We start from the raw sequence: 24,721 nt of genomic DNA on the forward strand, positions 1-24,721 counted from the left end.
TAAACCGGTGTCTCACAGCACCGGCGAATTCTGTAAGTCAGAGAGATAAGCGTAAAGTTCTGTCGTCAGTGACATCAGAGCGGGTGTGAAGACCTCGACCGGTAAAGACGTATCCCGGCACTGCTTTTCCAGACTCAGACAGGCATCTGCCAGCTCATTACGCCGCGCAATACGCAGACTTCCCGCGATACGATGAACAAGATCGGCGATCACGTGGCGATCCTCCGCTGGCGTTAAAACAGCAAGTTTGGAGAGATCCTCTTGTAATGTGGTGACCATTAAATCATGCAGGCTTTCCGCCATGCGTTGTTCTTCATCCGCCTGTTCAATTGGCGGGTTATGTTCTTCAACCCACTCAGCAGCCTGGTCGGAATGGGCCTGACTGAGTGCCGCTGACAAACTGTTTAACGAGCAAGGTTTAAATAAACAACTGTTCATGCCCGCTTCCATGCAACGCTCATAGACTTCTTGCATCGCATTGGCGGTGAAGCCGATAATCCACGCCGCCCTACGCGACTGCTCTGCTTCTGATTCTCGGATCACCTGGGTCAATTGATAGCCGCTGAGACCCGGCATATTGCAGTCAGTGATGATCACATCGAAGTGTTCTTGCTGCCAGAATTGCAATGCTTCATAGCCATCACACGCCAGCGTCGCCTGCTGCCCCAGCCAACTGAGCTGTTTCGCCAGTAACATGCGGTTGGCGGCATTATCATCGACCACCAGCACCTTACCGCTGGGCAAAGCCGCAGCAATATCATGGATTGATTCGTCTCTTTCCCCTGCACTGCTCATCAGAGGCAAACGCATCACCGCTTGCACACAGGTCCCAATACCCCGCTCGCTTCTCAGAGTTAACGTACCGTTCATTTTTTCACAAACGGTCCGGCTGATATAAAGACCTAATCCGGTCCCGGATCGACGATTGTCCGCCTGGCTAAAGGGCTGGAACAACGTCGCCTGCTGTGCCTGATCAATACCGATACCACTGTCCTGCACATCGATGGTATAGGTCACCAGATTGCTCACCGCATCCACCTGCTGCTGGACGATCAGTGAAACACCGCCCTGATCGGTAAATTTAATGGCATTGCCCAGTAAATTGGATAGCACTTGCTTGATACGCAGAGGATCGGCAAGAACCGGTTGAAGAGGTTCTTCAGGATAGCGCTTGGTCAGACTGATGTTTTTATCCAGTGCTAATCCCTGAAAAACTTTGAGCAGATTATCAATCAGCTTTGCCAGATCAACGGGTTCAGGATGGTAATCCAGCTGTCCACCCTCGATGCGTGAAATATCCAAAATATCGCCAATCAGTCCCACCAGACTGTCAGCCGATTCATAGGCGACTTCAAGGGCTTGTATATCCTGCTCGCCATTGCGTCCTTTCTTTAATGCCATATCCAGCATGCCGATGATCGCGTTCATTGGCGTACGGATTTCGTGGCTCATGGTTGAGAGGAACACGGATTTCGCACGGTTAGAATCTTCCGCACGCTCTTTGGCTTCACGTAGCTCGGCAAACAGTGCTTCACGTTCCGAGATATCCATCCATCCCCCGATCACACCCACCACCGTGCCATCACTGTCATGCCAGGGTTCAATCCACTGATATACCGTAATGCCGATGGAAGAATTGGGGTTGTCCCACAAGTCGTAACGGCGATCTTCGAGAATGCGGGAGTCGGAGTTCATCACTTCCATTAGCTGGCCATGGTAGAAAGCCGCTTGTTCTGGGGTGCGCAGGCCGGGATGTTCCACCATGGTTTTGCCCAGCGCCTCGTCATAGGTGACACCGGTTTCGACTAAATAGCGTTCGTTGCAGAATGTCAGTCTTCCCTGACGATCGCGCAGTGAAACGGGGAACGGCATACTGCTTACCACGGTACGCAACTGCGCCAGTTGATTGTTTAATTCCCGGCGGAGTGCCGCCTTACGTTTTATCTGCTGACGCAGATAAAGAGCCCATCCCACCGTCAGCAGGATAATGATGCCGGTGAAAATAGCGGACGCGATCATCAAATCACGATAACGCGCCCAAAAATCGTCAACATTGACAAAATCCCCTGGGCGCCAACGGTTTGCCAAACTCTCCATTTCGACGGGCGGAATGCTTAACAGTACTTTATCAAGTATGGATTGCAGTTCAGGATCGCCTGGCCCGACACCAAAGGATATCCAGGCGGGCCGATCCCCCACGGTCGCCACAATTTTAAGTTGCCTGGGGTAGTAAGACTTAATTTGGTAATCCGACATCATCAAAATACCCACAGCAGCATCTGCGCGCCCTTCAGCCACGGTCTCCATCAATGCAGATTCGTTATCCACGGAAACCAATGTGATATCAGGAAAATGAGTGTGAATGAGATCTTCTGATCCACTGCCCGACACCATCGCCAGCCGCTTACCACGTAGATCTGGCAGAGAATGAATATCGCTGCGGTTTGCGCGCGTGGTAAGAGCATAAGCACTGCGCAGATAAGGGCGAGTAAAGAGGATCTGTTGCGAACTCTGCATACTGGGGGTGAGTGAGGCGAACATGTCAACTTCCGCCGTTTTAACCCGTTGCATCAACTGGATGGCATTATCGACAGTACTATATTCAAAGATGAGCCCGGTTTTCAGACTCACTATCGAAAGCAAATCGTATGCCATTCCGCGTAATTTCCCATTGGCCCCCACAATGGTCATTGGCGCCGCTTTATCGCCGCTAAACAACACCACATTGACGTGAGAATGCGCCGCCATCCATCGTTGTTCTTCCGGTGTGAACGTCAACGAATTAACAGACTGGGTAATATCGACTAAATCAGGCTGCCAGATGCGGTTGATTTGCAACTTATCAGCCAAAGGAATATTCGCTAACGCCTTGTTAAATAATGACAAAAGCTCAGGCTGATTGTGGCTAAACGCGAAGGCGATATCCCTGACGGGCAAGGTGCTGTAACGCGACAAATGCACATTATTTAGGTAGTTGCGACTTAGCGAATAACTGTTACCCAGGTAGACATCCGCTTTGCCAAAAGCCACAGCGCTGAGTGCATCCTGATAATTATCATAGAGACGAAACCTGGCTTGCGGGTAATATTGGCGTAACAGTGAAAGCGGCAGGTAATCTCTGACTAAAGCGACCTGAACCCCTTGCAGATTATCAGATAGCTTTTTGGTGTGTTTCATCTCCATACCCAGAACCGCCCGGTCTCTGGCATAGGATGCAGACATGGCAAAATCGTTGTTGGCTACGCATTTGGGCACAGAAGGAATAAAATCGATTTTTCCTGCCGCCAATGCTTGCCAGCGCTTTTCAGGATCGTTAAAGGTTTCAATACGTACCGGAACGCCTAACTGTTGTGCGATTAGGCCGACGTAATCCGCGCTGATACCTTCAAATTCGCCACGAATATTACGCATTCCATAAGGGGGCGAGTCGTTACGCATTACGCCCATGACCAACTGATGCTTCTGATGAAGGAAGGCCTTTTCATCGGGGGACAATACTAAAGCAGGTTGTTCTGAGCCTATCAGATGCGTCATTAACTGAAGTTCGGAAGCCTGAACGGGCGCGCAGATAAGCCACATCCCAATAAACAGTAAAATGACGCGTAAGCGCTGCATAGCAAGAATTATCCAATCAAATTGTTACGACGGGCAAAATCGATCAACTCAATCAACGTGTGTGCGTTGAGTTTCTGTTTTAGGCGATGTTTGTAGGTACTGATGGTCTTTTCACTTAACACCAGTTGCTCCCCGATCTGCTTATTGGTCAGCCCTTTAGCAATATTGATCAGCACACTGAGTTCACGATCGGAAATATCAGAAAGCAATTTGCCGTCATCCTGATTTTTCGACTGCCCATACTCCATTTGCGGGAAAAAGCTGTAATTGCGCATCACCATTTTAATCGCATCGGTGAGTTCGCCTAAATCATCACTTTTCGTCACAAAACCGTCAGCCCCAGCCTGTTTGCAACGTTGAGCAAAGTTTGCTCCCCCCTGCGAAGTCAGCACCAAAATTTTCAGCGGTAACTGCAGTGCGCGCAGGCGTTGTAACACCTGAAAACCATCCACTTTAGGTAAACCGATATCCAGTAGGACTAGATCCGGGCGCGTATCTTTGGTCTTCTGGATAGCATCCACACCATTATCGGTTTCCGCCACAACCTCCATATCGCTTCGCTCCAGCAGCATTTTCACGGCAAAACGAATCACCGGATGGTCGTCGACAATAAGCACTTTCTTCATGGGATAGGCGGTCCGTAAGATCGGTTGACAGGATTGATTTGGAAGATAGCCTAACAAGATAACTAAGAATAGTCTGTAGGAAAGTACTTATCGAAACCCCATCTTGTAAGGTGAATAATGCATTGATTTTTATAGTATTAGTTCCTTTAACATTGACCTCTTGCTGTTATGTGTTCATTTAACATTTTAGGCTGAATGATATATCTTACATATTATGATTTCGACATGTTTACGCCATCGACATGTTATGGCCATATGTCGATAAAACCGTATTTTTTAAACATATGGTCTGGAATCCTGAAATCCCTTACAACGCCTTGCCCTTGCTGCCGCCTGACCAGGAAACGATTGAGACTCGTAAGGTGTTAAAGGCTTGTATCACTGCCAGGGCCGCAGTCGCGGAGCTGAATCAATAAATGAAAAGGGATTAAGTGCTTCATTATGCCGCCCTCAATCCCCAAAACGCTATTCATCAACTGCGAGAGTTAACTCTACTCTGTCTGGGGCGCTCCATGTACACAGATCACAACCTCAGTTGCCCACCCAAAATGGCATCCGCTTCCTGAAGTGACACATCCAGTCCCGCTGAAGGTGTAAATGTCAGCTCGCCAAAAATGACCTCACCATTGAGAAGATAGAAATCAGCGCGCACAAATTTAAAATCCGTCGCCAGTTTCATTGCATATTGCTTCATTTTCACAAAGCCATCAGGCATCTCTGGCAGGTCATACTTATTAATCAACTTCACCGTATCCTCAAAGGGTAGCGGATTCCAGTTCATGTCAAAGTAATAGAATTTAGGTGTGCCTTTTTCACGGCCGACACAAACCATGACCGCGTAGGGTTTACCGTTAAAGCAGTAAAACTTATAGTCGTCTGGAAAACCACCGCGTTCATTCTCGATGAATTTTTCACAGAGAATCTTTCTCTCGATCTTGCGGTATTGAGGCTCAATAAAATGTGATGAGAAATCCTCACTCAACCACTTACTCAGCTGCCTGTTGGTTTTTTCAACATCCAATGAGGATTTATCACTACAAATGATGTTGTAGCCTGCGCCGTGGTTGCACTTCAGGGCAAATCTTTCCGGTAATGCAGCATAGTCAATGTCCTGCGGATTATCGTAGACGCCATAAAGCTCATTGAGAATTTCACCGCAGCCTTTGGATATAATATATTCTCTGACCTTGAATTTATCTGCACACTGCGTGTAAATCTCATTATTGAACTCATTAAACTTAAGCCACTGAATTTTTTCATTGAAATTCGTGGGGTTTGATAAGTTAAGTTTTTTCTTGAATTTTATATAGTAGTGAGCTTTAGCACAGAATTCTGGTGAAATATTAGCGCTAATTTTCAGAGCTGACTTAACTGTGTGTTTAATCATTCTCATTGAAATTATCTCATTTTGAAAATGTTGAGGTGCATTTTGATGATTGTTTTATTCTTGAAAAAGTAATTCAGTAACGTACAAGACAAAACTTCGACAATCAAAAAACAGTATGCAGCGCCATTAATCCCGAAGGTGCGAATCATTAGCCAGGAGAATGGCACGGTTAATACACAACATAAAAACATCTTCTTAGCCAGATAGTTGTATCCGGACTCTTTGATCATATACCGGTAGCAGATGGTTCCCAGTGACGAGAACATCGTGCCAATAATGATGATGGGTATAATTTCGGCAGATCCCATATACTTATTGCCATAAAGCAAATGGATAAAGTCATCACCAAACAGATAGAACCCACCTAGCACAACAAGAGACAGCAAGATAACAATCCTATTGATTTTACTTAGCAATTCATCTACAGCAGGTTGATTCTTTTCATTGTAAATCTTTGAGAAAAAACTCGTTATTAATGCCAATACGATAAATGACCAGGCACCTCCTATGGTTAACGCAACGCTATAGATTCCCAGATTTGAGTAAGAGATCATTTTAGCCAGAAAAATACTCGAAATCTGCGTGTAGATATCCGCTGATATGCTCGACAGAATTAAGGCCCCGCCGGTATACAACATATGACGGTTATACATCACAGCACCTTTACTACTTTCATTGACTGCTGTGGTCTGCCTAAAGTACACAAGGCGCATGACGTAAGGGACCAGAGGGATAATGATGATAGGTATCGTGAAATAGTAAATCGGCAGTTCAAAGTGTGATATGTAGAATCTGGCCATCAGTGCCAAAGACAATCCGATGACATTGGTAATCGTATTGATCTTTGATTTTAATTGAGTGTTGTTATAGATCGAAAAGAAGTCCATCACGATGTAATACGTAGCGATGCAGTTGGCCACGCCAAAGATAAAGACCGTGAGATCCGTAAAGAAGTAGAGATACGTGAGTACTGCACTTGAAGAGATGAGAAAGAAAAAACGTCTCTGATTCTGCGTATGCATCGCTAAAGAGATACCTGAACGGACTCTCTCACTCATGCGTTTAAAAATAATATTCTGACCACCAAACCATGACAACGTCTGTACAAAGATAAACAGCGAGGTGGCGATGTTTATCTTGCCAAAGTTATCCGGGCCAATGTATTTAGCCATTAACGAATTGATATATATCAGCCCGATGATATTGACTGACTTCTCCAGCATGATCCATATCGCGTTAGAATACATGTCACGTCTCACATACACTTATGTTGAGTTGCAGTTGTTTATGCTTGATTGATGTTCTACGCTCAAAAGCAACGAGGTTTATATGCATTACTGGTATATTTATTTGTCAAAAGGTTATATAGTCAAATAACCTTCACATTACTTTTTTACTTTTCGCTTTCATTTTAATTGGTCGATACTGTGACTGTTTACACAAAAATAGTGAAGGGTTTTCTGTTCGAATCAGATTAATAGCAGTCATTTATAAAAATTAGTGCCAGACATTAATAAAGCGCTGTATTGAGGGAATTAATTAAATAGGAGAGTAATAATCAGGAAGATAGGGGAATTAACTCACGGTTTTGAGCCGACGTGCGCGCCTTACATGCCGCATAGCAGGTTTGAGTGATATGCCGATATAACCCTCTTACATAAAGAGTTCTGAGCATTCCGGCTGAATAATCCCAATTACACGACCACCCTCTTCTTCATGACTGTGCCTCGTACCACTGCCAGCAATATCCCTCCTACAATCAGCAGCGTGCCGATCACTTTGCTGTGATCCAGCGATTCATGCAGAATTGCTACGCCCATCAGTAATGCCAGCGCCGGGCTGAGCAGTGACCAGGGCAGAATCTGGCTGGCGGGATAGCGTTTCAGCAGGCCGTACCACAATGAATAAGCGAGGATGGACGAACCCAGCGCGCTGTAGATGACCCCGAGCCAACCGCGCCAACCCGCTGCGAGTAGCAAAGTGAACTGCTGCTGCTCGGTGAGTAGCGAACTCACCCCCACCAATGGAATGGCAAACAGTGACAGCCAGCCCGTCATCGCCAGCGGTGCAATCGGCGGCAAACGCTTGATCAGCACCGTGCTGCATGCCCAACCACAGGCGCTCATCAATAACCACATAATGCTTTGCCAGTGCGACAGCGCCGGACTGCCCGCAAGAATCATCACGCCCAAAAACGCCACCACTACGCCGCCGATTTGCTGATAGCGCAGCCGCTCTTTGAGCCAGAATGCTGCCAGCAGCATGGCGATCGGCGTGCCCATCTGGATAAACACGGCGGTGGTGCCCGCATCGGTGGTTTGCATGCCAATCACCATTAACCCGAAATGCACAAAGCCAAAGGTGAATCCCAGCAGCATCATGCCAGGTAGCTGACGCCACGTCAGGCGACGAAACGGCAGCAGCAGGGCCGCCACCAGCACAAAACGCAGCGTCAGCATGAAAAGCGGCGGCAGTTCCATCAGGCCAAACTTCATGGCGATAACGTTAAAAGCCCAGCCGTTGACCACCAGCAGCAGGATTAACAGGTCGCGCAGCGGAATGGGTTTCACGCACGTAGCCGGGTTGGCGTTTGCAAATGATAATCGTGCTCCTGTTGGAATCGACGCGCGAAAGCGAGCAGTTTGCGCTCAGCGCCATCACGTCCGATGAGCTGCATGCCAATGGGCATCCCTGCATGATCAAACCCGGCAGGCAGACTGATAGCGGGCAGTGCTGACAGGCTTGCCAGCGCGTTGTAACGCATGTTGCCGGTCAACACGCTCTCTTCGCGGTCTCCCATTTGAATCGCTTCCAGTCCTTTATGCGGTGCGGTAAATGGCAGCGTCGGCACCAGAATCACATCCACCTGATTCAAATGCTGCAACAACTGCTGGCGTAAACCGGTGCGGAAACGTTGTGCCTGCAGATACTCCACTGCGGTAATGGCGAGTCCCGCTTGCAGCAGATTACGCACATCCGCACCGTATTCTTGCGGACGGTCAGCAAGCCAGGCGGCGTGCAGTGAAGCCGGTTCCGCAAGGTTGATCAGCACCAGCGCATTCACCGCCTGCTCAAGCCCGGTCAAACTCAGCGTCTGGCAGCATGCACCTGCTGCGCTAAACCACTGCACCATTTGATCATAGGCAGTCGCGACATCAGGCTGTACCTGCTGATGCACATCCGGCAGTAAGCCAATACGCAATCCGGCCAGTTCCGGTAATGCTGTCAGCGGCTGTGTTTTGCCGTCGAGCACATTAAACAGCACTTCACACTCTTCGGCATAACGAGCCAGCGGCCCGACAGTATCAAGACTGGTGGCGAGGGGAAAAATGCCCTCCGTGGAGAGTCGCCCCACGCCCGGGCGCAGACCGGTGATCCCGTTCATCGACGCCGGTAAACGGATCGATCCCCCGGTATCGGTGCCCAACGTTGCCAGCGCACTGCGCACCGAGGCGGCGACACCCGAACCGCCGCTGGAACCGGCAGGAATGCGGGCATCATCCCAGGGATTGCTGCTGGCACCGTAGTGCGGATTATTGGTGGTGCCGCCCCAGGCGAACTCATGCATATTGGTGCTGCCGATGAGTAACGCGCCCGCCTGCTTCAGACGTTGCACCACCACCGCATCACGCTGGGCGATATTGCCGCTGAGTATCTGACTGCCCGCGTGCATCTCCTCACCGGCCAAATCGATATTGGCTTTGATGGCAATCGGCATGCCATGCAGTGGGCCCAGATCGTAACCCTGTTCCAGTAAGCGTTGGCTGGCTTTAGCCGTCTGGCGTACCTGAGACACATAAACTTCATTGAACGCATTGAGGTCGCGTGTGATTTCCTCACGCGCCAGACAGGCTTCAACCAGTTCTGGCACGCTGGTCTGCCGCATGCGCAACTGTTGTGCCAACGTCAGCATCGAGACATCGATCAACTCACTCATGGGGCAACTCCAGCGGCGGCTGCAAAGCGGAAACCCAGGCGTTTGCCGGCAGCAGCGTTGGCGCGAAATGTTGCGCAGCAAAGGCGCTAACGCCCGCCGCACGCGCTTCACAATCGGTAAGCAGATGTTCCAGCTCAACCGCATCAGCCGCGCAATGGCGCTGTATCAATGCCAGTCGAAGTGTCAGTGCATCCATAATCATTCCTCTTTTATTGCGGGCGCACAGCGGTGCGCCCATCACCTTTCGAAGGTAGGTGAGGACTTACTTATCACCCATCGCATCGACCGCTTCTTTGGCCTTAGTCGCCAGCGTCGTGTTCACGTTGTTCTGATATGACGTGGCTTCAGAGGGATAGGCTTTGATGTTTTTGGCATACAGCGCGATGTTCATGTTGTTATCCCAGGCCTTCTGCGACACCAGCACGTTCTCCGGATAGCCTTTGGCATCGATTTCACGCTGCACTGCGGTTTTCACTACCTCCTCGGGCAACGCCGGGAAGTATTTACGTGCAATGGTCACCGACTCAGCCGGATGCTTGTAGATAAAGCGTGAGGCCTGTTCAAAGGCGGTCACGACGGCCTGCGCGGCCTGTGGATTCTTATCAATATATTGTTGTGTGGTCGTCAGGCTAGAGAAGGCAAACGGATACCAGGATTGCGCGGCTGAGAACGAGTAAGCCACATGCAAGCCGTTCTGCTTTTCGGCCATGGTGACCTGTGGCTCCGCCGCTAACGCGTAATCTGCACGACCTGCCGCCACCGCCGGGATCTCATTGCCAATCGCCACATGCACCAGCTTCACGTCTTTGAGGTTGTTCTGTTTGATCAGATAACTCATAAACGCCCAGGTGGTATCAGGTTGCGGGCTGGTCACCACACGTTTGCCCGCGAGCAGTGACAAATTGTCCTGCAAAGAAGCCGCTTCTTTGCCGAAGATGAAGATGGTTGGCGCGTTCTGTACCCCGGCCACCACCACCCCTTTGCCGCCGTTTTCACGGGTTTTCGGCACAAACACCGGATCCTGAATCGAGAAATCTGCCGAGCCGCCAATCACCGCCGCCCAGGATTGCGCCCCGCCGCCACCGGTGCTGATTTTCACATCAACGCCCTGCTGTTTAAAAAAGCCCTGCTCTTGTGCCACATACAACGGCAGATAGAGCAGCGATTGAAACGCCTGGTTGATGCGCACTGGCGTGTCAGCCGCGTGCGCACTCACCAGAGAAGCCAGACAAACTGCGGCAGAGATCGTAGCTAAACGGAATTTTTTCATGATTATTTCCTGTCCCAGGAGAGAATGAGGCGTTCAATAAATGCCACCAGCGCGTTGAAACACAGCATCATCAGCATGACCAGCACGATGCCAGCCAGCACAATGTTCATACCGAAATTAGAACTGCCCAGCAGGATCATGTGACCCACACCGCTATCTGAAGAGATGTACTCGCCGACGATGGCACCAACCAGCGCGAAGCCGACGTCAAGGCGTAAGCCTGACAGCACCCACAACATCGCGGATGGCACCACCAGCTTGAAGAAAATGGTGCCGCGTCCGGCATTGAAGGATCGCAGGAGGTTGATGAGATCGGGATCGGTGCGCATCGCGCCTTTATATGAGGTGGTCAGTGACACCACCACGCAGGAAAACGCCACAATCACCACTTTGGAAAGCATCTCCGTGCCGAACCAGATGATGGTCATCGGCGCAATCGCCAGCACCGGGATTGAGCCAATCGCGGCGATAAACGGCGCGGCAAGGTCAGAGATAAAGCGCGAGTACCACAGCAGCAACCCCAGGACAGAGCCGCCAATCGCGCCCACGGCAAACCCCACCAGGGTTTCAACGGCGGTGACGCGCACATCAGTCACCATTTCACCGGACTGAAAGCGCTGGACCAGCACCTCCCATACCTGCGAGGGGCTGGAGAACAGGAAGGCGTTGATGTTGCCACTGCGCACACCGAGTTCCCACCCTCCCAACAGCAGCACCACAATCGCCACCTGTAAGAACAGCAGCGTGTAGCGGCGTGCGTTAGCTGAGCGGAAAAAGGTTTCTCGCGAACTGCGATTTGCCGTCGCCGCAACCGTAGGGCGTGTAGACACTGAGTTCATTGTCATGTCGTCCTCTCGTTAGTTAACCGGCTCAGGCTGAATGCCGATGCTGCGCCAGATATGTTCGTAATACTCATTGAAACGCGGTGACAAGCGGCGTTCGGGAATCGACAGGCTATCCGTGCCGAGATCGACCTCAATCTCCTGCACAATTTCACCTGGTCGCGCTTTCATCACGTAAACGCGATCAGATAGCGTGACCGCCTCTTCGATGTCATGCGTAATGAAGATCACCGTCTTGTGCTGCTCTTTCACCACGCTCAGTAATTCACTTTCCAGCGAGATTTTGAGCGGGTAGTCCAGCGCCTTATAAGCCTCATCCATCAGGATGATTTCCGGGTTGGTGACCATGGTGCGCATCAATGCCACACGCTGTTTCATGCCGCCGGAAAGCTGCGACGGATACTTCTGCTCGTAACCGGTCATTTTGTAGAGTTCGAACAGTTCACGCGCTTTGGCTCGCGCCTGTGCTTTGGGCATGCCGCGCACTTCCAGACCGAGGATCACGTTGTCGATCACCGTACGCCACGGGAACAGCAGGTCTTTTTGCAGCACATAACCGAGTTCCGGTGACGGCGTGCCGGTGGTTTCGCGATTCTTCAGCAATATGCTGCCGCTGTCGGGCATTAGCAGCCCGGTGATGATGTTGAACAGCGTCGATTTGCCGCAGCCGCTGGGCCCGACAAAAGAGACGAATTCATTGCGATTGGCATGGAAGTTGAGGTTGCGCAGCACCGTCACCTCACCCTCCGGCGTGGGATAGCTTTTGTGGATGCCAGCGGCTTCCAGAACTTTACTCATGGTTTTCCCCCAAAGGTCGCGCGTGGCGATTGTGAACCGTCAGCGGCGAAGGCGGGGCCTGCACCGGAACGTAATCTTTCAGGAAGTGATAGCCGAGATAGTCGCTGCTGCGGGCGCGCAGAATGGCGGATTGCACTTCGACGCTGGCAATCGCCATGCCTTCCGTGGTGCCACTGTCGGCGACGATATTTCCCAGGGGATTGATAATGCGGCTGTGGCCGTGATAGTGCAGATTGCCGTGCTGGCCGCACAGATTGGATTCGATCATCCAGCATTGATTTTCCAGCGCACGCACGCGGCCAAACAGCGTGTAGCTATCCACCATCGGATCGGCATCGCCTGCGCTGCCATCTCCGGCATAGCCCCATGCGGTAGGCATGATCATGATGTCCGCGCCTTTCAGCGCCAGCTCGCGGGTACTTTCCGGGAACACTTTGTCATAGCAGATCAACATACCAATGCGGCCAATTGGCGTGCTGAACACCGGGAAATCGCTGCCGGGATAGTAGACGTGCTTCTCATCGCCCGGCTGATGCACTTTGCGATACACGCCGATCAAACCCTCTGGCCCTAACAGCACCGCGCTGTTAAACAATATTTCGGCCCGTTCAGGATGGCGTTCGGTCATGCCAAAAACCACATGCAAGCCCAGTTGCCTGGCAAGCATCTGTATGGCCTGCACGCTTTCGCCTTCAGTCACCACTTCGGCTTGCGCCATTTGCCAGGCCACTGCTTCACCGTTCCAGTTGAGCGTATCCGGCAGATAACCCTGCAAAACCTGCTCAGGGAACACCACCAGATCGGCGCCCTCCTGTGCCGCCTGTTCCATCCAACTCAGCAGGTTATTGAGGTTGCGGGTTTTGTCGTAAAACGCGGGCAGAGTGACGCTAGCGATGGTGGTTATGTTCATAGCAGCTCCCAGAAGTTTTCTTTTAAACTGCTACTCTGCTCACATTTAGACCAATACAATTTTCTTATGTGATAATTTTTATCATATGTGAGAAATTAACTTTCCAGTTCACTAAGCAGAAGAATCATTGCCAATGAAAACCACCCGACAGCATGAAGCCTCCGGGCTGGGCGCCGCCTTGACCGGTGAACAAGATTTTGGCCTGCGCATCAAGACGATACGTCAGGCACGTGAGTTGACGCTGGAGCAGGTTGCCGAGTTAAGTGGCGTGTCGATTTCGACACTTTCGAAGATTGAGAAAGGCCAGGTATCCGCTTCATTCGATACTATTGCCAAGATTGCCAGCGCGTTTGATTACTCGCTGGCAGAACTGTTTGCCGATGAGTTGCCGGCGCCCTCGGTGGCGAGCACTGCCATTAAGGGGCGCCGCACCTACACGCTGGCTGGCAAAGGGCTGGCGTTTACCAATCCCTATTTTCGCTATGAAGTGCATGCCGCTGAACTGTTGGTTAAGGGGATGATTCCGGTGGTAATGGGGATTGAGACCCGCGAATTGCCGCCGCCGGAAGCCTGGTCTCAACATGCTGGCGAAGAATTCATTTATGTCTTGTCAGGCGAAGTGATGTTGCATACGCAGCTCTACGCGCCGCTGCGGCTGGCGCAAGGTGATAGCGCCTACATCGACAGTACGATGCGCCATACCTTTGTACGGCTGAGTGAAGCAGCTGCGAGCTTGATTTCCATTTGTCAGACTGAAACGCTGGATATTGAAGATTTGACGCGCGGTGGCTGATCAGAGCCTTCCCGCCACGCCAGCAAACACAGTAAACTGACCGCCGATTACCCCACAAAAGGAACTTCAGCTATGGCACGGGAACACCACTATCAGGTCACGGTCCGCTGGACCGGCAATCGCGGCACCGGCACCTCCTCTTACACCGCTTACGATCGTAACAGTGAGATGCTGGCAGACGGCAAACCCATGATGCCTTTGAGCGCCGATCCGGCATTTCGTGGCGATGCCACGCGCTGGAATCCTGAAGAGTTAATGCTGGCTTCGGCCTCCGCCTGTCACAAACTGTGGTATTTGCACCTGTGCGCGGACGCGGGAATTGTGGTGGAAGCTTATGAGGATGCCGCGGAAGGCACCATGGTGGAAGGCGCTCGGGGTCGTTTTACGCAAATCACGCTGAAACCGCGCATTACGCTGCGCGATCCGGCAGATGCGGATCGCGCGCGTGAGTTACATCATCAGGCACATGAGGCCTGTTATGTGGCCAATTCACTCAACTTCCCGGTGAACTGCGAACCGACGTTTGCCTGATCAGGCGGCGCCGGCCAACGGCGGTTGCGGCGGTTCCCATAGCCGCACGCCGTTACGTCCGGCGCGTTTCACCTCGTATAACGCTTCATCTGCGTGGCGCAGCCAGTGACGTAATGACTCCGCATTGGATGCCGAGGCAATGCCAATACTCACCGAGCAGCGAAACTCCGCCGACGCTGGCAGGCGCACCTGAGCGATTTTTTCCTTTAAGCGATTTGCCAACGCGACCACCGACTCATCGGTTGCATGGTGCACGATCACGCCCAGCTCATCGCCACCGAAACGCGCGGGAATATCCTGTAATCCCACGTGATTGCGTAACAGCGCTGATATCTCGGCCAGTAAAAAATCCCCGGCTTCGTGGCCCCAGGTATCATTCACCGACTTGAAGTAGTCAAGATCCATCAGCAGCAGATACCCCGCACTGTCGCCACGACGCGTACTCAGGAATTCGCTCTCCAGACGACGTTCAAACAGACGGCGGTTAGGGATCTCCAGACCAGGGTCCATTAACGCAATACGCTCCAGTTCACGGTTTCGTTTACGCAATTGCCAGGTCAAATTGTAGGACGTCACGCTCAATACCAGCATATAGCAGGTTGCCAGCGGCAATGTCAGCCAGACGGTTTGCTGACTGAATGTGAGATTGACACCCGCGCCATCCACCAGCCAGACCATAACGAAAGCGCAGAGGAAAGCCTGCATGGCAGCGATTAACTGCGCTGCGCCTCCTGCCGCATAACGATCCGAGGCCAGCACCGCCATAATGATAAATGACGGCAATGGGCTAAGCGCCATCAGCGCTACCCAAATACCGCCAAATGCCGCGTCCAGCGTTAAGTTATGTCGTTCGGTCCCGGTGGAGTCTTCGGCACGCAATGCCCGGCGATAAGCAACCCACGGCCAGATAAATGCATTGGTAAATAACAGGGCGCTGAACGCCAGACCGCGATCCATCTCCATCAATACCGAGAGAATCGGGAAGAAACATAAAATTGTGCCAAGCTGGCGCATGATAAACATACGACGAACGAAGCGCTGTGAACGCCGCTTCAGATGGCTATCATCAGGTGAGTAATAATTCATTCACTGGAAAAGTCTGATCGACAAGAAAAGCAGTTTAACGGGAAAAACCGCGAGCGGAGCGGTTTATTTTAAGAATATTTACCTTGCGCTTAACAACTGCGCAAGGTTCGTAAGGATTTTGTAAAGCTACCGCCCAAATTTACGTGCAGCGGCTAAACAACATACAACGGCTGCCGTCACAACCAGCATCGATGGATGAATGGATTCATGAAGCAACCAGGCTGAGAAAATCAGGCCAAAGAAAGGCTGTAACAGCTGCAGTTGTCCTACGCTGGCGATACCGCCGGTTGCCAGCCCCCTGTACCAAAAGATGAAACCAATCAGCATGCTAAACAGCGATACATATCCCAAAGCCCACCATGCAGACGCCTGAACAGGTTCAAAACTGAGAGGAGCCGTCATCACTGTTGCCAGCAACATGATCGGCAGTGAAAGGATCAGTGACCAGCATATGACCTGCCAGCCACCCAGGTGCCGAGAAAGCAATGCGCCTTCTGCATAACCCAAGCCGCACACTAACGTCGCCGCTAACATCAAGAGATCACCGGTCAGTGATGCCGCTGCGCTCTGCACCAGCGCAAACCCCATCACCAACAGACAACCGAGAGTGGAAAATAACCAAAATGCTCTTCGTGGTCGTTCGCCTCCACGAATCACGGCAAAAAGCGCGGTAGACATTGGAAGCAATCCAATAAAAACGATCGAATGTGCGGAGCTGACATGCTGTAACGCCAGCGCAGTGAACAAAGGAAAACCTATCACGACACCCAGCGCGACAATCAGCAATGAAAAAAGCTGTCCGGGCGCAGGTCGGTGTTGTCGAAGGGCTAAAATGATCAGGACCGCCAGCACTCCTGCAATTGAAGCGCGTATGAAAGTCAGGAAAAAGGGATCGAAACTTTGTACCGCCACACGCGTAGCCGGTAACGATCCACTAAAAATAACCATCCCGATAAATCCACTCATCCATCCTTGTAATCCAGAATTTCTAGCGTGAGATACGCTTGTGTTGCTGCTAGTCGCCATAAATGCCACCTTGATTCATTGACTTACCCCCCGTTGACGCTTTAGAGCGTAAATGACAGCATTAATGACAATCAAAAAATTGTCATGGATACATTGGATGAAGGCTCGCTATAAAGTTATCGTTGATGAATTCGCCAGCGCCATTCAACTCGGCCATTTGCCCGCAGGGACACGATTGACCACGCACAGAGCACTCGCCAGCGAGCGTGCTATCTCATTAGCCACCGCAACGCGTATTTACAGTGAGCTGGAAACCATGGGACTGGTGAGGGGTGAAACTGGTCGGGGAACCTTTGTCAGGGAAATTTTGCGCCCGCTAGGATCAGGTGATGATCAACAGCGAGTTGCACCAGATGTATTAGATCTGAATTTCAACACCCCTTCCCTGCCAGAGCAAGCTGACCGTCTACGCAGTGCACTGCGACAACTTGCGACACGCGGTGACATCGAATCGTTATTGCGCTATCAGCCTTATGCCGGGCGTTTGAACGACCGTGAAGCGGTTGCCTTTTACCTGAGCAATATGGGAGTTGTTACGCAAGCCAAAAACGTTTTGATGGTCAATGGCGCGCAACAGGGTTTGGCGATAACCGTAATGGGTTTATTGAGACCGGGTGATGTTGTCGCGGTTGATGCTCTGACTTATCCGGGCTTTAAAGTGTTGGCCAGCCTGTATCATCTGGAACTCGTCCCTATCCCCGTCAATCCTTCTGGCCCTGATCTTGTGGCTTTGGAAACCGTTTGCCAAAGCAGGCGGGTTCGCGCCATTTACACCATGCCTACATTGCATAATCCGCTGGGCTGGGTGCTCAGTAGCGAACAGAGAGAAACTATCGGTTCAATTGCCCGAAAATATAATTTACTTATCATTGAGGATGCGGCTTACGCCTATCTTGAGCCGCGACCTCCAGCACCCCTGGCCTATTACGCCCCTGAAAGGACGATATATGTCACTGGTTTTTCTAAGAACGTGGCGACGGGGTTGAGAGTCGGTGCCGTAGTGTCTCCTGCGGAACATCGTGATGCACTGGAACGCGCGATTCGCGCTACTAGCTGGAACACGCCCGCATTAATGACCTCCCTCGTCTGCGACTGGTTGCGAGAGGGATACGTCGCACAACTTGAGGAAGAGAAGCGAAGAGATGCCGGGCAACGTCAAACCCTGGCGCGAACAATCTTGCAGGATTTTACCTGCTATGGACATCCGAATGCCTATTTTATCTGGATTGTGTTACCTGAAGAGGCTCGGGCGGAGCGCGTGGTAAAACGCCTGCTGCAGAGTCGAATTTCCGTATCAACCGCAGAACCTTTTAATACCTCGGCGACCGTGCCGCAGGCTATCCGGCTGGCGCTGGGTTCTGTAAGCCTGCATGATTTGCAAGCGGCTTTGATAAAAATAAAGGAAGCGATTGATTACGAAAACGGTTTGTAAGACGAAGCCTGTTTGTCAGCCACTTAATCAGTGAAAACTTTGAACCCACAGCGATTTTCAGCAGCTGATGAGTGCCAGCGCTTGTCACATCAGCAGCTTGAACGCAGGATGTTCACTGCCCCCTGTTGATAGGAAAACGTCATGTCTCTTTCTGCGGCACACAAGCGCGTGCTCATTGCCGGATCCGTCGGCAATTTTATTGAGTGGTATGAATTCGCCGTTTACGGTTTTATGGCCACGCTGATGGCTAAAAATTTCTTCCAGCTTGAGGGCGAAAGTGCCCTCACCAGTCTCATCCTGACCTATGCGGCATTTGCCGTGGCCTTCTTTTTCCGTCCTTTAGGCGCGGTGGTGTTCGGCAGGCTGGGCGATCGTTATGGGCGCAAACCGGTATTGATCGCTGTGTTGATATTGATGACGCTCGCCACCGCTGCGATCGGTCTGGTGCCGGTTTATGCCTCCATTGGCGTTGCTGCACCGCTGCTGATTACCGCATTACGCATCCTGCAAGGGTTGTTCGCAGGTGGAGAGTACGGCGGCGCAGTGTCACTGATGACGGAATTTGCGCCTCCGGGCAAACGCGGCTTTTACGGAGCATGGCAGTCTCTGACCGTAGCGTTTGGATTACTGGCGGGCGTGGCCGTGGTGGCGGTTTTGCCGTTGCTCATCGGAGATGCAGCCATGATTGACTGGGGGTGGCGCATCCCGTTTCTGCTCGCACTGCCACTAGGCGCTATCGCACTTTGGCTACGGTCGGGCTTAGAAGAGTCTCCACAGTTTGAGCAAGCAACAAATGCAGAAAGCGCGTCGATCGGCGCCACTGCGCGTGCCATTGTGCTGGGTATCGGACGACTGATGGTGTGGTCCGCCGCGGGCTATACCTATCTGGTGATAATGCCGACGTATTTGCAGGCCGCGCTGCATACCGGCTTCAATCAGGCGCTGCTGATTGCCGTGATCTCGAATCTCGGTTTCGCGGCCACCATCCTCCCTGCCGGTATCCTGAGCGATCGCATAGGACGACGCACAGTGATGCTACTGGCGACCTTCTTGCTGCTGGTGCTGGCATTCCCGTTGCTGAAAGTACTGCAGGACCCACTAAACGGCTTGCTGATCAAAGCGGCGGTGGTGTTTGTGGCCGGGGCATTGGTCGGCATGCTTGCAGGGCCGGGGCCCGCGATGCTGGCGGAGATGTTCCCGACGCGCGTGCGCTACACCGGGCTTGGGTTAGCCTACTCGCTGTCGAATGCGCTGTTTTCTGGCTGTGCGGGGCTGATTATTACCGGATTGATGAAACAGACCGGCAATGCGGATATTCCGGCCTGGTATGTGATGGGCACAGCGCTGGTGAGCTTTGTCGCGCTGTGGACGTTGAATAAAGACGATCACCGCAGGCCGTTATAAAAAGAAGGCGGCCATCAGGCCGCCCCATCCTTGAACAAACTTAACGGCCCGCCCCCTGCAAGCGGAACTGCGCGACCAACCGCTCTAACATCATCGCTTGTTCTTCCAGCGAGTTTGCCGAATGCGAGGATGCGCTCACCAGCGTGGCGTTTTGCTGGGTAGTGGTATCAAGTTCACCTACCGCGCGAGCAATTTGCTCAATGCCACGGCTCTGCTCTTCGGAAGCAGCAGAAATTTCCTCCATGATCTCATTCACGCGCGCAATGCTACCGAGAATTTGATCCATGGTTTCGCCAGCACGCGCTACCTGCTGATGCCCGTTGCTGATGCGGCTCACCGACTCACTGATCAACTGTTCGATGTCTTTCGCTGCACCGGCGCTACGCTGTGCCAGGTTGCGCACTTCACTGGCGACCACGGCGAAACCACGCCCCTGCTCACCGGCTCGTGCCGCTTCAACTGCCGCGTTCAATGCCAGAATATTTGTCTGGAAAGCGATGCTGTTAATGACGGCAGTAATGTCGGCGATTTTCTTCGAGCTGTCGGAGATTTCCCCCATGGTGCTGACCACATCGCGCACCGCTTTACCGCCCTGATTCGCATTGTGTGAAGCTTCTGCGGCAATCTGGCTGGCCTGCCGCGCGTTCTCGGCGTTATTTTTAACGGTAGCCGTTAACTGCTCCATGCTGGCAGCCGTTTCCACCACCGCCGCCGCCTGCTGCTCGGTACGTGATGACAAATCGAGGTTGCCCTGATTGATCTCGCTAGCGGCTTGCGACACGCTGCTGACGCTATGCAACACATCGCCAATCATACTGCGCAGACGGTCGTTCATCCGCCCCATCGCCGAGGTCAGCTTGCCGAGTTCATCATGACGATCGGTGGTAAACTGCGAGCTTAAATCACCGCTGGCAATGCGCTCCGCCAGCTCAAGATTGTGGAATACCGGACGCGTAATCTGACGGATGATGTACCACGCTACCAGTACGCCAAACAGAATCGCCAGCCCCCCAATCAACAGGGATAGCGTTGCTGAACCGTTCGCCAGTTCATCATTGCGCTCCTTGACGATGGCAATGATCTTTTTGATCGCCGCACTGCTCTTATCACCCGCGACTTTTACCGTGTCTTCTGAAGCACGCAGCTGACCATAGCTGTCCGCCGCTTGCAGGCTGAGATCTTTAAAGCGTTCGGTATCCTGCCACAGCGCGGTAAATTCGCCCTGCTGTTCCGGTGGCAGCTGAGCCAACAAGGCTTTCATACCCTGATCGGCCTGCTGGAAATGGGTTTGCAAGGTATTGCGCAGGGTATCGGAGACATTGAAGCGCAGCGCCCAGGCTTCTTCACGCACGTTGCTAATGGCGAAGAGCTGTTCATAGATCTGATTGGTCAGTTCTGGATTGGTCACTGGCGTGCGGATCAACTGCATATAGCGCGAGGTCATGTCTTGCTGGCTCAGGGAATCGAGCTGTGCTCGCTGGCTATTTAGCTGCTGCGTGGCTTGCGTCATCGCGCCAATACTGTTTTGGAAGCTGGCGAGATGAGTATCCAGTTCATCCACCAGCGCGCGGGCATTGTCTGTCCAGGAGAGTTGTTTAGCCTCGCGATTCAGCTGCTGTGCATGAGCGACGTAGTCGGCCATCACCTTGCCGGATTTATCATCACCATAAAGGTATTTGAGGCGGTTAATTTTGGCCTGGAACACCTCAATGTTGATGTCGTAGATCAGATTGGTTTTCTGATAGATGTCATGAATCGCATTGAAACGCTGCACGCTGATGCCGGTGGCTAATGCCACTAACAGCAACACGATGCCAAATCCTGCTGACAATTTTCGGGTGATGCGTACATTACGTAAACGGGATACCAGCCCCATGTTCCCTCTCCTGCGAATGTTGTTTTTGTAAATTCTGGTAAGGGAGTTATCGGAGCGAGGCGGGATTTGTTTATCGCGGAGATCACAAAAAAACGATTACAGGATGTTATGCGCCGCCGGGCAGCGGCGCGAGCAGGTTATCGCGCGGATTGCGGGGCTAACTGGCTGATAAACAGGCCTGCCGCACTCACCGCATCCACCGCCACTTTCCCTAACTGCTGGCGAATGCTGTCGCCCAGCGCGATGGTGGAAAAACCGGTGCATGAGAAGGCGATGACTTCAATGCCATCGCGATAAAGACTATCCGCACAGGCCAGGGCGCTGGCGCGACCTTCTGCGCTCAGCAAGTCCGTAGTGTTCAGCACCCCTTCCGGACGCGCGTAGCGCACGGATTCACCCAGCAACTGACGGAAAGGCGCCGGGGCCGCCGCGCCAATCCCCATCACCGCGACAGGACGCTTGAGCATACGCGCAATGCTTGCCGATGCCGAACCGGCGCTGATGACGGGAATCGATACGGCATCGCGCAATGCCGCAAGGCCAGGATCGGCGGCGCAGCTGAGAAACAGCGCATTGCAGCCGTCGGACTCTAATTGCCGCCCGAGCGTAACGATCTTAGGCACCGCCAGCGCTTCACTGGCATCATCAAAAATGCCTTTGTGCTGATCGGGGATCGCCCGGCTAATTGAGTTGATAGCGTACTCCTGATAAATCAGCCGACCATGTTCTTCGACAAAGTGCTGATCTGGGTGAGTGAGTACGCGAATGATGCCTAACATGCGGTGTAACTCCTGGTGTGAAGTTGAAGGTGATTGCAAATCTGCCTGTTGCACAGCTGATGTTGTTTTATTTATGTGCAGTAAATTGGCAGGTTTAAACGGTGGAGACAACTGTTGCCTGCCGTCACTAATGCGTATTCACACTATAGTGAGCTCCCCACATCGCTGATCACTCCGCGTAGCCAACGGTGTGCCGAACTGTCCTGCGTTCGGCGATGCCAGAGCAAATCAAAAGGGATGGAGGGCAACGCTAGCGGCGGTTCGAACATCACGAACCGATCTTGATGAGCGGATGTGGTCGCCACGCGGCTCAGCACTGTAGCCACATAATCCGTGTCGGGGAGCAAATCAGGGACGGTAAACATGGTGGGTAACGTCAGGCTGATGTTGCGCGCCAATCCCTGCTCTCGCAGTTTTTGATCCACCAGTCCATATCGGTTGCCTTCCGGGGAAACGAGGATATGTGGCAGTGACAGAAATGCCTGCAGGTTCATTTCCTTTTGCGCGATGGGATGATCGCTTCCCACCAGCGTGACAAAGTCATCGCGCAGCAGCGGTTGCGAAAGAATCCGGTTCTCAGCTTTGGTCGGCGGTACGCCTACCGCAATATCAATTTTCCCCGCATCCAGTAGCGCAACCACCTCATCACGATCAATAAAGTAACGCACATGGATGGTGCAGTTGGGTGCCAGCGTCGCCAGCTTTTTGGTTAATGCAGGCAGCAATACATGCAGCGGGTATTCAGTGAGACCCAGGGTAAAACTGCGCTGCTTGTCATTGGGATCAAAGTCCTCCGCCGGCTTCATTAAATGACACACCTGCCCTAACGCATCAGCCACCGAGATCGCCATTTCCTGCGCCTTTGCCGTTGGCAGCAATCCCTCCGCACTGCGGATAAATAACGGATCATCGAAAACACGGCGTAAGCGCGCCAGCGCAGCACTCATCGCCGGTTGGCTCACGCCCGCCAGCGCCGCTGCTTTCGTCACGTTGCGTTCCAGCATTAGGGCGTTAAAGGCCACCAGCAGATTGAGATCGAAACCATCAAAATTCATATTTTGTATATTGCTCTATATCAATCATTTGTTGGATTGATAGTCTCAGGTTCGGGAATACTGCACAAGCCGGTGAGATGCACCGCTAACTCATTTAAAAGGTTTCCGTTATGTCTGCGACTCAACAACTGAATCAACGTCTGCAAGCTGAACGCGCTGCGGTAGAAAATCTGTACCGTGCGTTTAGTGATAAGAATCCTGATTTGTTGGATCTGGCGGTGACGCAAGACTGGAGTGATATTCCTTTAGCGCCGGGGCAAGGGCCTGGACCAGAGGGTTTCAAACCGGTGCTGGCGAGTTTTATCGCCGCGTTCCCGGACATCAACATTATTGTTCATGACATGCTGCAGGAACCGGGTAAAGCGGCGGTACGTGCTGAGATTACCGGGACACATCAGGGCGAGTTTTTGGGTATCGCGCCAACTGGTCACCGTATTCACGTTCGCCTGCATGAGTTCCATTTACTGAACGGCGAGCGCGTGACGACCACCTGGCATATGGAGGACTGGATGGCGCTGTTCCAGCAGATTGGGCAATTCCCAGCGCAATAGATAACGCGTTACATCGCGATCAAATATTCATGGAAATCCGCTGCCGGATTTAAAGCTAACTGCGCGGCACTCTGTTGCGGATGAGCCAGCAAATACCGCCGCACCAGTGCATATCCGAGCGAGTAGCCCAGCCAACGCGGCATATCGGCGCTACCGAAAAACCAGGCATTATGGTCGTAAAAGGGTTGCGACCACTGTTCTATGGCCCGATCAACATAAGGGGCAAACAGTGAAGGAGCCAGCGTTTCCCACGGCTCGGGCTCGCCACCGCACACTTCCTGCGAGAAGTGACCGGCTAAACCTTCAGACACCAGCGCTTCACCCAACATCCTGCCATAGCCGGGGCCATCCCAGCGGGCAGCATGATGCAGTTCGTGGGCAAACATGCGCGTCAGGCTCTCTTGGGTGAGATCGTGACTGTGCGGATCAATGGTCAAATAGATGATGCCAGGTTCCGGGGAGTAGCCCAGACACCCTTTGCCTTCGAGAACAAACTGCCCTGCTTTGATCACCACATCTAAGGCATTAATCTCGAGATGGCTGTTAGCCTGCCGCCAGGTGCGTTGCAGTGCCTCATCGATCCAAGGACGTTGAGCGGAGAGTGTTTGTCGGGCATTGATGAAGTGAAGATCGAGAGAATGCATCTGGCCTCCTGCCATTGTGAAATAGAACGAACTCACATCATGCTCAGGTATCCATGCGATGACAAATTTCAAATGATTAAGCGTGATGAACTGCATGGTTTAAGCCAGGCATAATCTTCCCCTGCTATGCTAAGCACCAGACGTTAATCAGTGTTCACA

The 24,721-nt window shown here is 52.2% G+C and carries 22 protein-coding genes and 1 pseudogene; 6 read left to right on the forward strand and 17 right to left on the reverse strand.

Annotated features, from left to right (window positions below; all coding sequences use genetic code 11):
- Positions 1-12: 12 nt before the first annotated feature.
- Both AC1MDE_RS02925 and AC1MDE_RS02930 read right to left on the reverse strand, forming a co-directional pair.
- Positions 13-3,438 carry a transporter substrate-binding domain-containing protein gene (locus tag AC1MDE_RS02925; RefSeq protein WP_480344224.1) on the reverse strand — a complete coding sequence of 1,142 codons (3,426 nt, stop codon included), beginning with the start codon at positions 3,436-3,438 and terminating at the stop codon, positions 13-15.
- A gap of 185 nt (positions 3,439-3,623) precedes the next feature.
- Complete coding sequence (locus AC1MDE_RS02930; protein ID WP_480344225.1) at positions 3,624-4,241, reverse strand: response regulator; 618 nt, start codon at positions 4,239-4,241, stop codon at positions 3,624-3,626.
- A gap of 284 nt (positions 4,242-4,525) precedes the next feature.
- Between AC1MDE_RS02930 and AC1MDE_RS02935 the strand changes: the two are divergent.
- Positions 4,526-4,648 (forward strand): annotated as a pseudogene (locus tag AC1MDE_RS02935) (Fic family protein); the annotation flags it as partial.
- Between the two features lie 116 nt (positions 4,649-4,764).
- Here the strand turns inward: AC1MDE_RS02935 and AC1MDE_RS02940 are convergent.
- The 9 genes from AC1MDE_RS02940 to AC1MDE_RS02980 form a co-directional block, all read right to left on the reverse strand.
- Positions 4,765-5,634 (reverse strand): ATP-grasp fold amidoligase family protein, encoded by an 870-nt coding sequence (locus AC1MDE_RS02940; RefSeq protein ID WP_058960414.1) that lies wholly within the window; start codon positions 5,632-5,634, stop codon positions 4,765-4,767.
- Positions 5,635-5,639: 5 nt separating this feature from the next.
- On the reverse strand, positions 5,640-6,851 hold the full coding sequence (locus AC1MDE_RS02945) for an oligosaccharide flippase family protein (RefSeq protein ID WP_480344227.1): 1,212 nt from the start codon (positions 6,849-6,851) through the stop codon (positions 5,640-5,642).
- Positions 6,852-7,322: 471 nt separating this feature from the next.
- Positions 7,323-8,189: a DMT family transporter gene (locus tag AC1MDE_RS02950; RefSeq protein WP_058960476.1), complete on the reverse strand. Its 867-nt coding sequence runs from the start codon at positions 8,187-8,189 to the stop codon at positions 7,323-7,325.
- Between the two features lie 5 nt (positions 8,190-8,194).
- A complete protein-coding gene (locus AC1MDE_RS02955; protein WP_479399949.1) occupies positions 8,195-9,565 on the reverse strand; it encodes an amidase in 1,371 nt (456 codons plus the stop codon).
- Positions 9,558-9,761: a hypothetical protein gene (locus tag AC1MDE_RS02960; protein WP_034822440.1), complete on the reverse strand. Its 204-nt coding sequence runs from the start codon at positions 9,759-9,761 to the stop codon at positions 9,558-9,560. Before AC1MDE_RS02960 ends, AC1MDE_RS02955 begins: the two co-directional genes overlap by 8 nt.
- Positions 9,762-9,827: 66 nt before the next feature.
- Complete coding sequence (locus AC1MDE_RS02965) at positions 9,828-10,835, reverse strand: ABC transporter substrate-binding protein (RefSeq protein WP_034822438.1); 1,008 nt, start codon at positions 10,833-10,835, stop codon at positions 9,828-9,830.
- A gap of 2 nt (positions 10,836-10,837) precedes the next feature.
- Positions 10,838-11,680, reverse strand: coding sequence for an ABC transporter permease (locus AC1MDE_RS02970; protein ID WP_480344229.1), 843 nt, complete (start codon positions 11,678-11,680; stop codon positions 10,838-10,840).
- A 12-nt stretch (positions 11,681-11,692) separates the two neighbouring features.
- Positions 11,693-12,475 carry an ABC transporter ATP-binding protein gene (locus AC1MDE_RS02975; protein ID WP_034822435.1) on the reverse strand — a complete coding sequence of 261 codons (783 nt, stop codon included), beginning with the start codon at positions 12,473-12,475 and terminating at the stop codon, positions 11,693-11,695.
- Complete coding sequence (locus AC1MDE_RS02980; RefSeq protein ID WP_058960417.1) at positions 12,468-13,385, reverse strand: carbon-nitrogen hydrolase family protein; 918 nt, start codon at positions 13,383-13,385, stop codon at positions 12,468-12,470. Before AC1MDE_RS02980 ends, AC1MDE_RS02975 begins: the two co-directional genes overlap by 8 nt.
- A gap of 133 nt (positions 13,386-13,518) precedes the next feature.
- Here AC1MDE_RS02980 and AC1MDE_RS02985 point away from each other — a divergent pair, with 133 nt between their 5' ends.
- Together AC1MDE_RS02985 and AC1MDE_RS02990 are read left to right on the forward strand one after the other, a co-directional pair.
- Positions 13,519-14,178 carry a helix-turn-helix domain-containing protein gene (locus AC1MDE_RS02985; protein WP_058960418.1) on the forward strand — a complete coding sequence of 220 codons (660 nt, stop codon included), beginning with the start codon at positions 13,519-13,521 and terminating at the stop codon, positions 14,176-14,178.
- A 72-nt stretch (positions 14,179-14,250) separates the two neighbouring features.
- A complete protein-coding gene (locus AC1MDE_RS02990) occupies positions 14,251-14,709 on the forward strand; it encodes an OsmC family protein (RefSeq protein WP_058960419.1) in 459 nt (152 codons plus the stop codon).
- Here AC1MDE_RS02990 and AC1MDE_RS02995 read toward each other — a convergent pair whose 3' ends face one another.
- Positions 14,710-15,795, reverse strand: coding sequence for a diguanylate cyclase (locus AC1MDE_RS02995; protein ID WP_480344230.1), 1,086 nt, complete (start codon positions 15,793-15,795; stop codon positions 14,710-14,712). It lies immediately after the preceding gene.
- Positions 15,796-15,921: 126 nt separating this feature from the next.
- Positions 15,922-16,821, reverse strand: coding sequence for a DMT family transporter (locus AC1MDE_RS03000; RefSeq protein ID WP_058960421.1), 900 nt, complete (start codon positions 16,819-16,821; stop codon positions 15,922-15,924).
- 97 nt (positions 16,822-16,918) lie between these two features.
- Here AC1MDE_RS03000 and AC1MDE_RS03005 point away from each other — a divergent pair, with 97 nt between their 5' ends.
- On the forward strand, positions 16,919-18,253 hold the full coding sequence (locus AC1MDE_RS03005; RefSeq protein ID WP_480344284.1) for an aminotransferase-like domain-containing protein: 1,335 nt from the start codon (positions 16,919-16,921) through the stop codon (positions 18,251-18,253).
- A 141-nt stretch (positions 18,254-18,394) separates the two neighbouring features.
- Positions 18,395-19,657 (forward strand): MFS transporter, encoded by a 1,263-nt coding sequence (locus tag AC1MDE_RS03010; protein WP_480344231.1) that lies wholly within the window; start codon positions 18,395-18,397, stop codon positions 19,655-19,657.
- A 40-nt stretch (positions 19,658-19,697) separates the two neighbouring features.
- Here the strand turns inward: AC1MDE_RS03010 and AC1MDE_RS03015 are convergent, their stop codons facing one another.
- The 3 genes from AC1MDE_RS03015 to AC1MDE_RS03025 form a co-directional block, all read right to left on the reverse strand.
- Complete coding sequence (locus AC1MDE_RS03015) at positions 19,698-21,533, reverse strand: methyl-accepting chemotaxis protein (RefSeq protein ID WP_480344233.1); 1,836 nt, start codon at positions 21,531-21,533, stop codon at positions 19,698-19,700.
- A 137-nt stretch (positions 21,534-21,670) separates the two neighbouring features.
- The gene (locus AC1MDE_RS03020; RefSeq protein WP_058960425.1) at positions 21,671-22,312 is read right to left on the reverse strand and encodes an aspartate/glutamate racemase family protein; all 642 of its coding nucleotides are present in this window, start codon (positions 22,310-22,312) and stop codon (positions 21,671-21,673) included.
- A gap of 143 nt (positions 22,313-22,455) precedes the next feature.
- Positions 22,456-23,367, reverse strand: coding sequence for a LysR family transcriptional regulator (locus AC1MDE_RS03025; RefSeq protein ID WP_058960426.1), 912 nt, complete (start codon positions 23,365-23,367; stop codon positions 22,456-22,458).
- Positions 23,368-23,477: 110 nt separating this feature from the next.
- Between AC1MDE_RS03025 and AC1MDE_RS03030 the strand changes: the two genes are divergently transcribed.
- The gene (locus AC1MDE_RS03030) at positions 23,478-23,918 is read left to right on the forward strand and encodes an ester cyclase (RefSeq protein ID WP_058960427.1); all 441 of its coding nucleotides are present in this window, start codon (positions 23,478-23,480) and stop codon (positions 23,916-23,918) included.
- A gap of 8 nt (positions 23,919-23,926) precedes the next feature.
- On the opposite strand, the gene AC1MDE_RS03035 is transcribed toward AC1MDE_RS03030, so the two are convergent.
- Complete coding sequence (locus AC1MDE_RS03035; RefSeq protein ID WP_058960428.1) at positions 23,927-24,562, reverse strand: DUF2268 domain-containing putative Zn-dependent protease; 636 nt, start codon at positions 24,560-24,562, stop codon at positions 23,927-23,929.
- Between the last annotated feature and the right edge of the window lie 159 nt (positions 24,563-24,721).

Source organism: Pantoea folii (genome assembly GCF_056678875.1).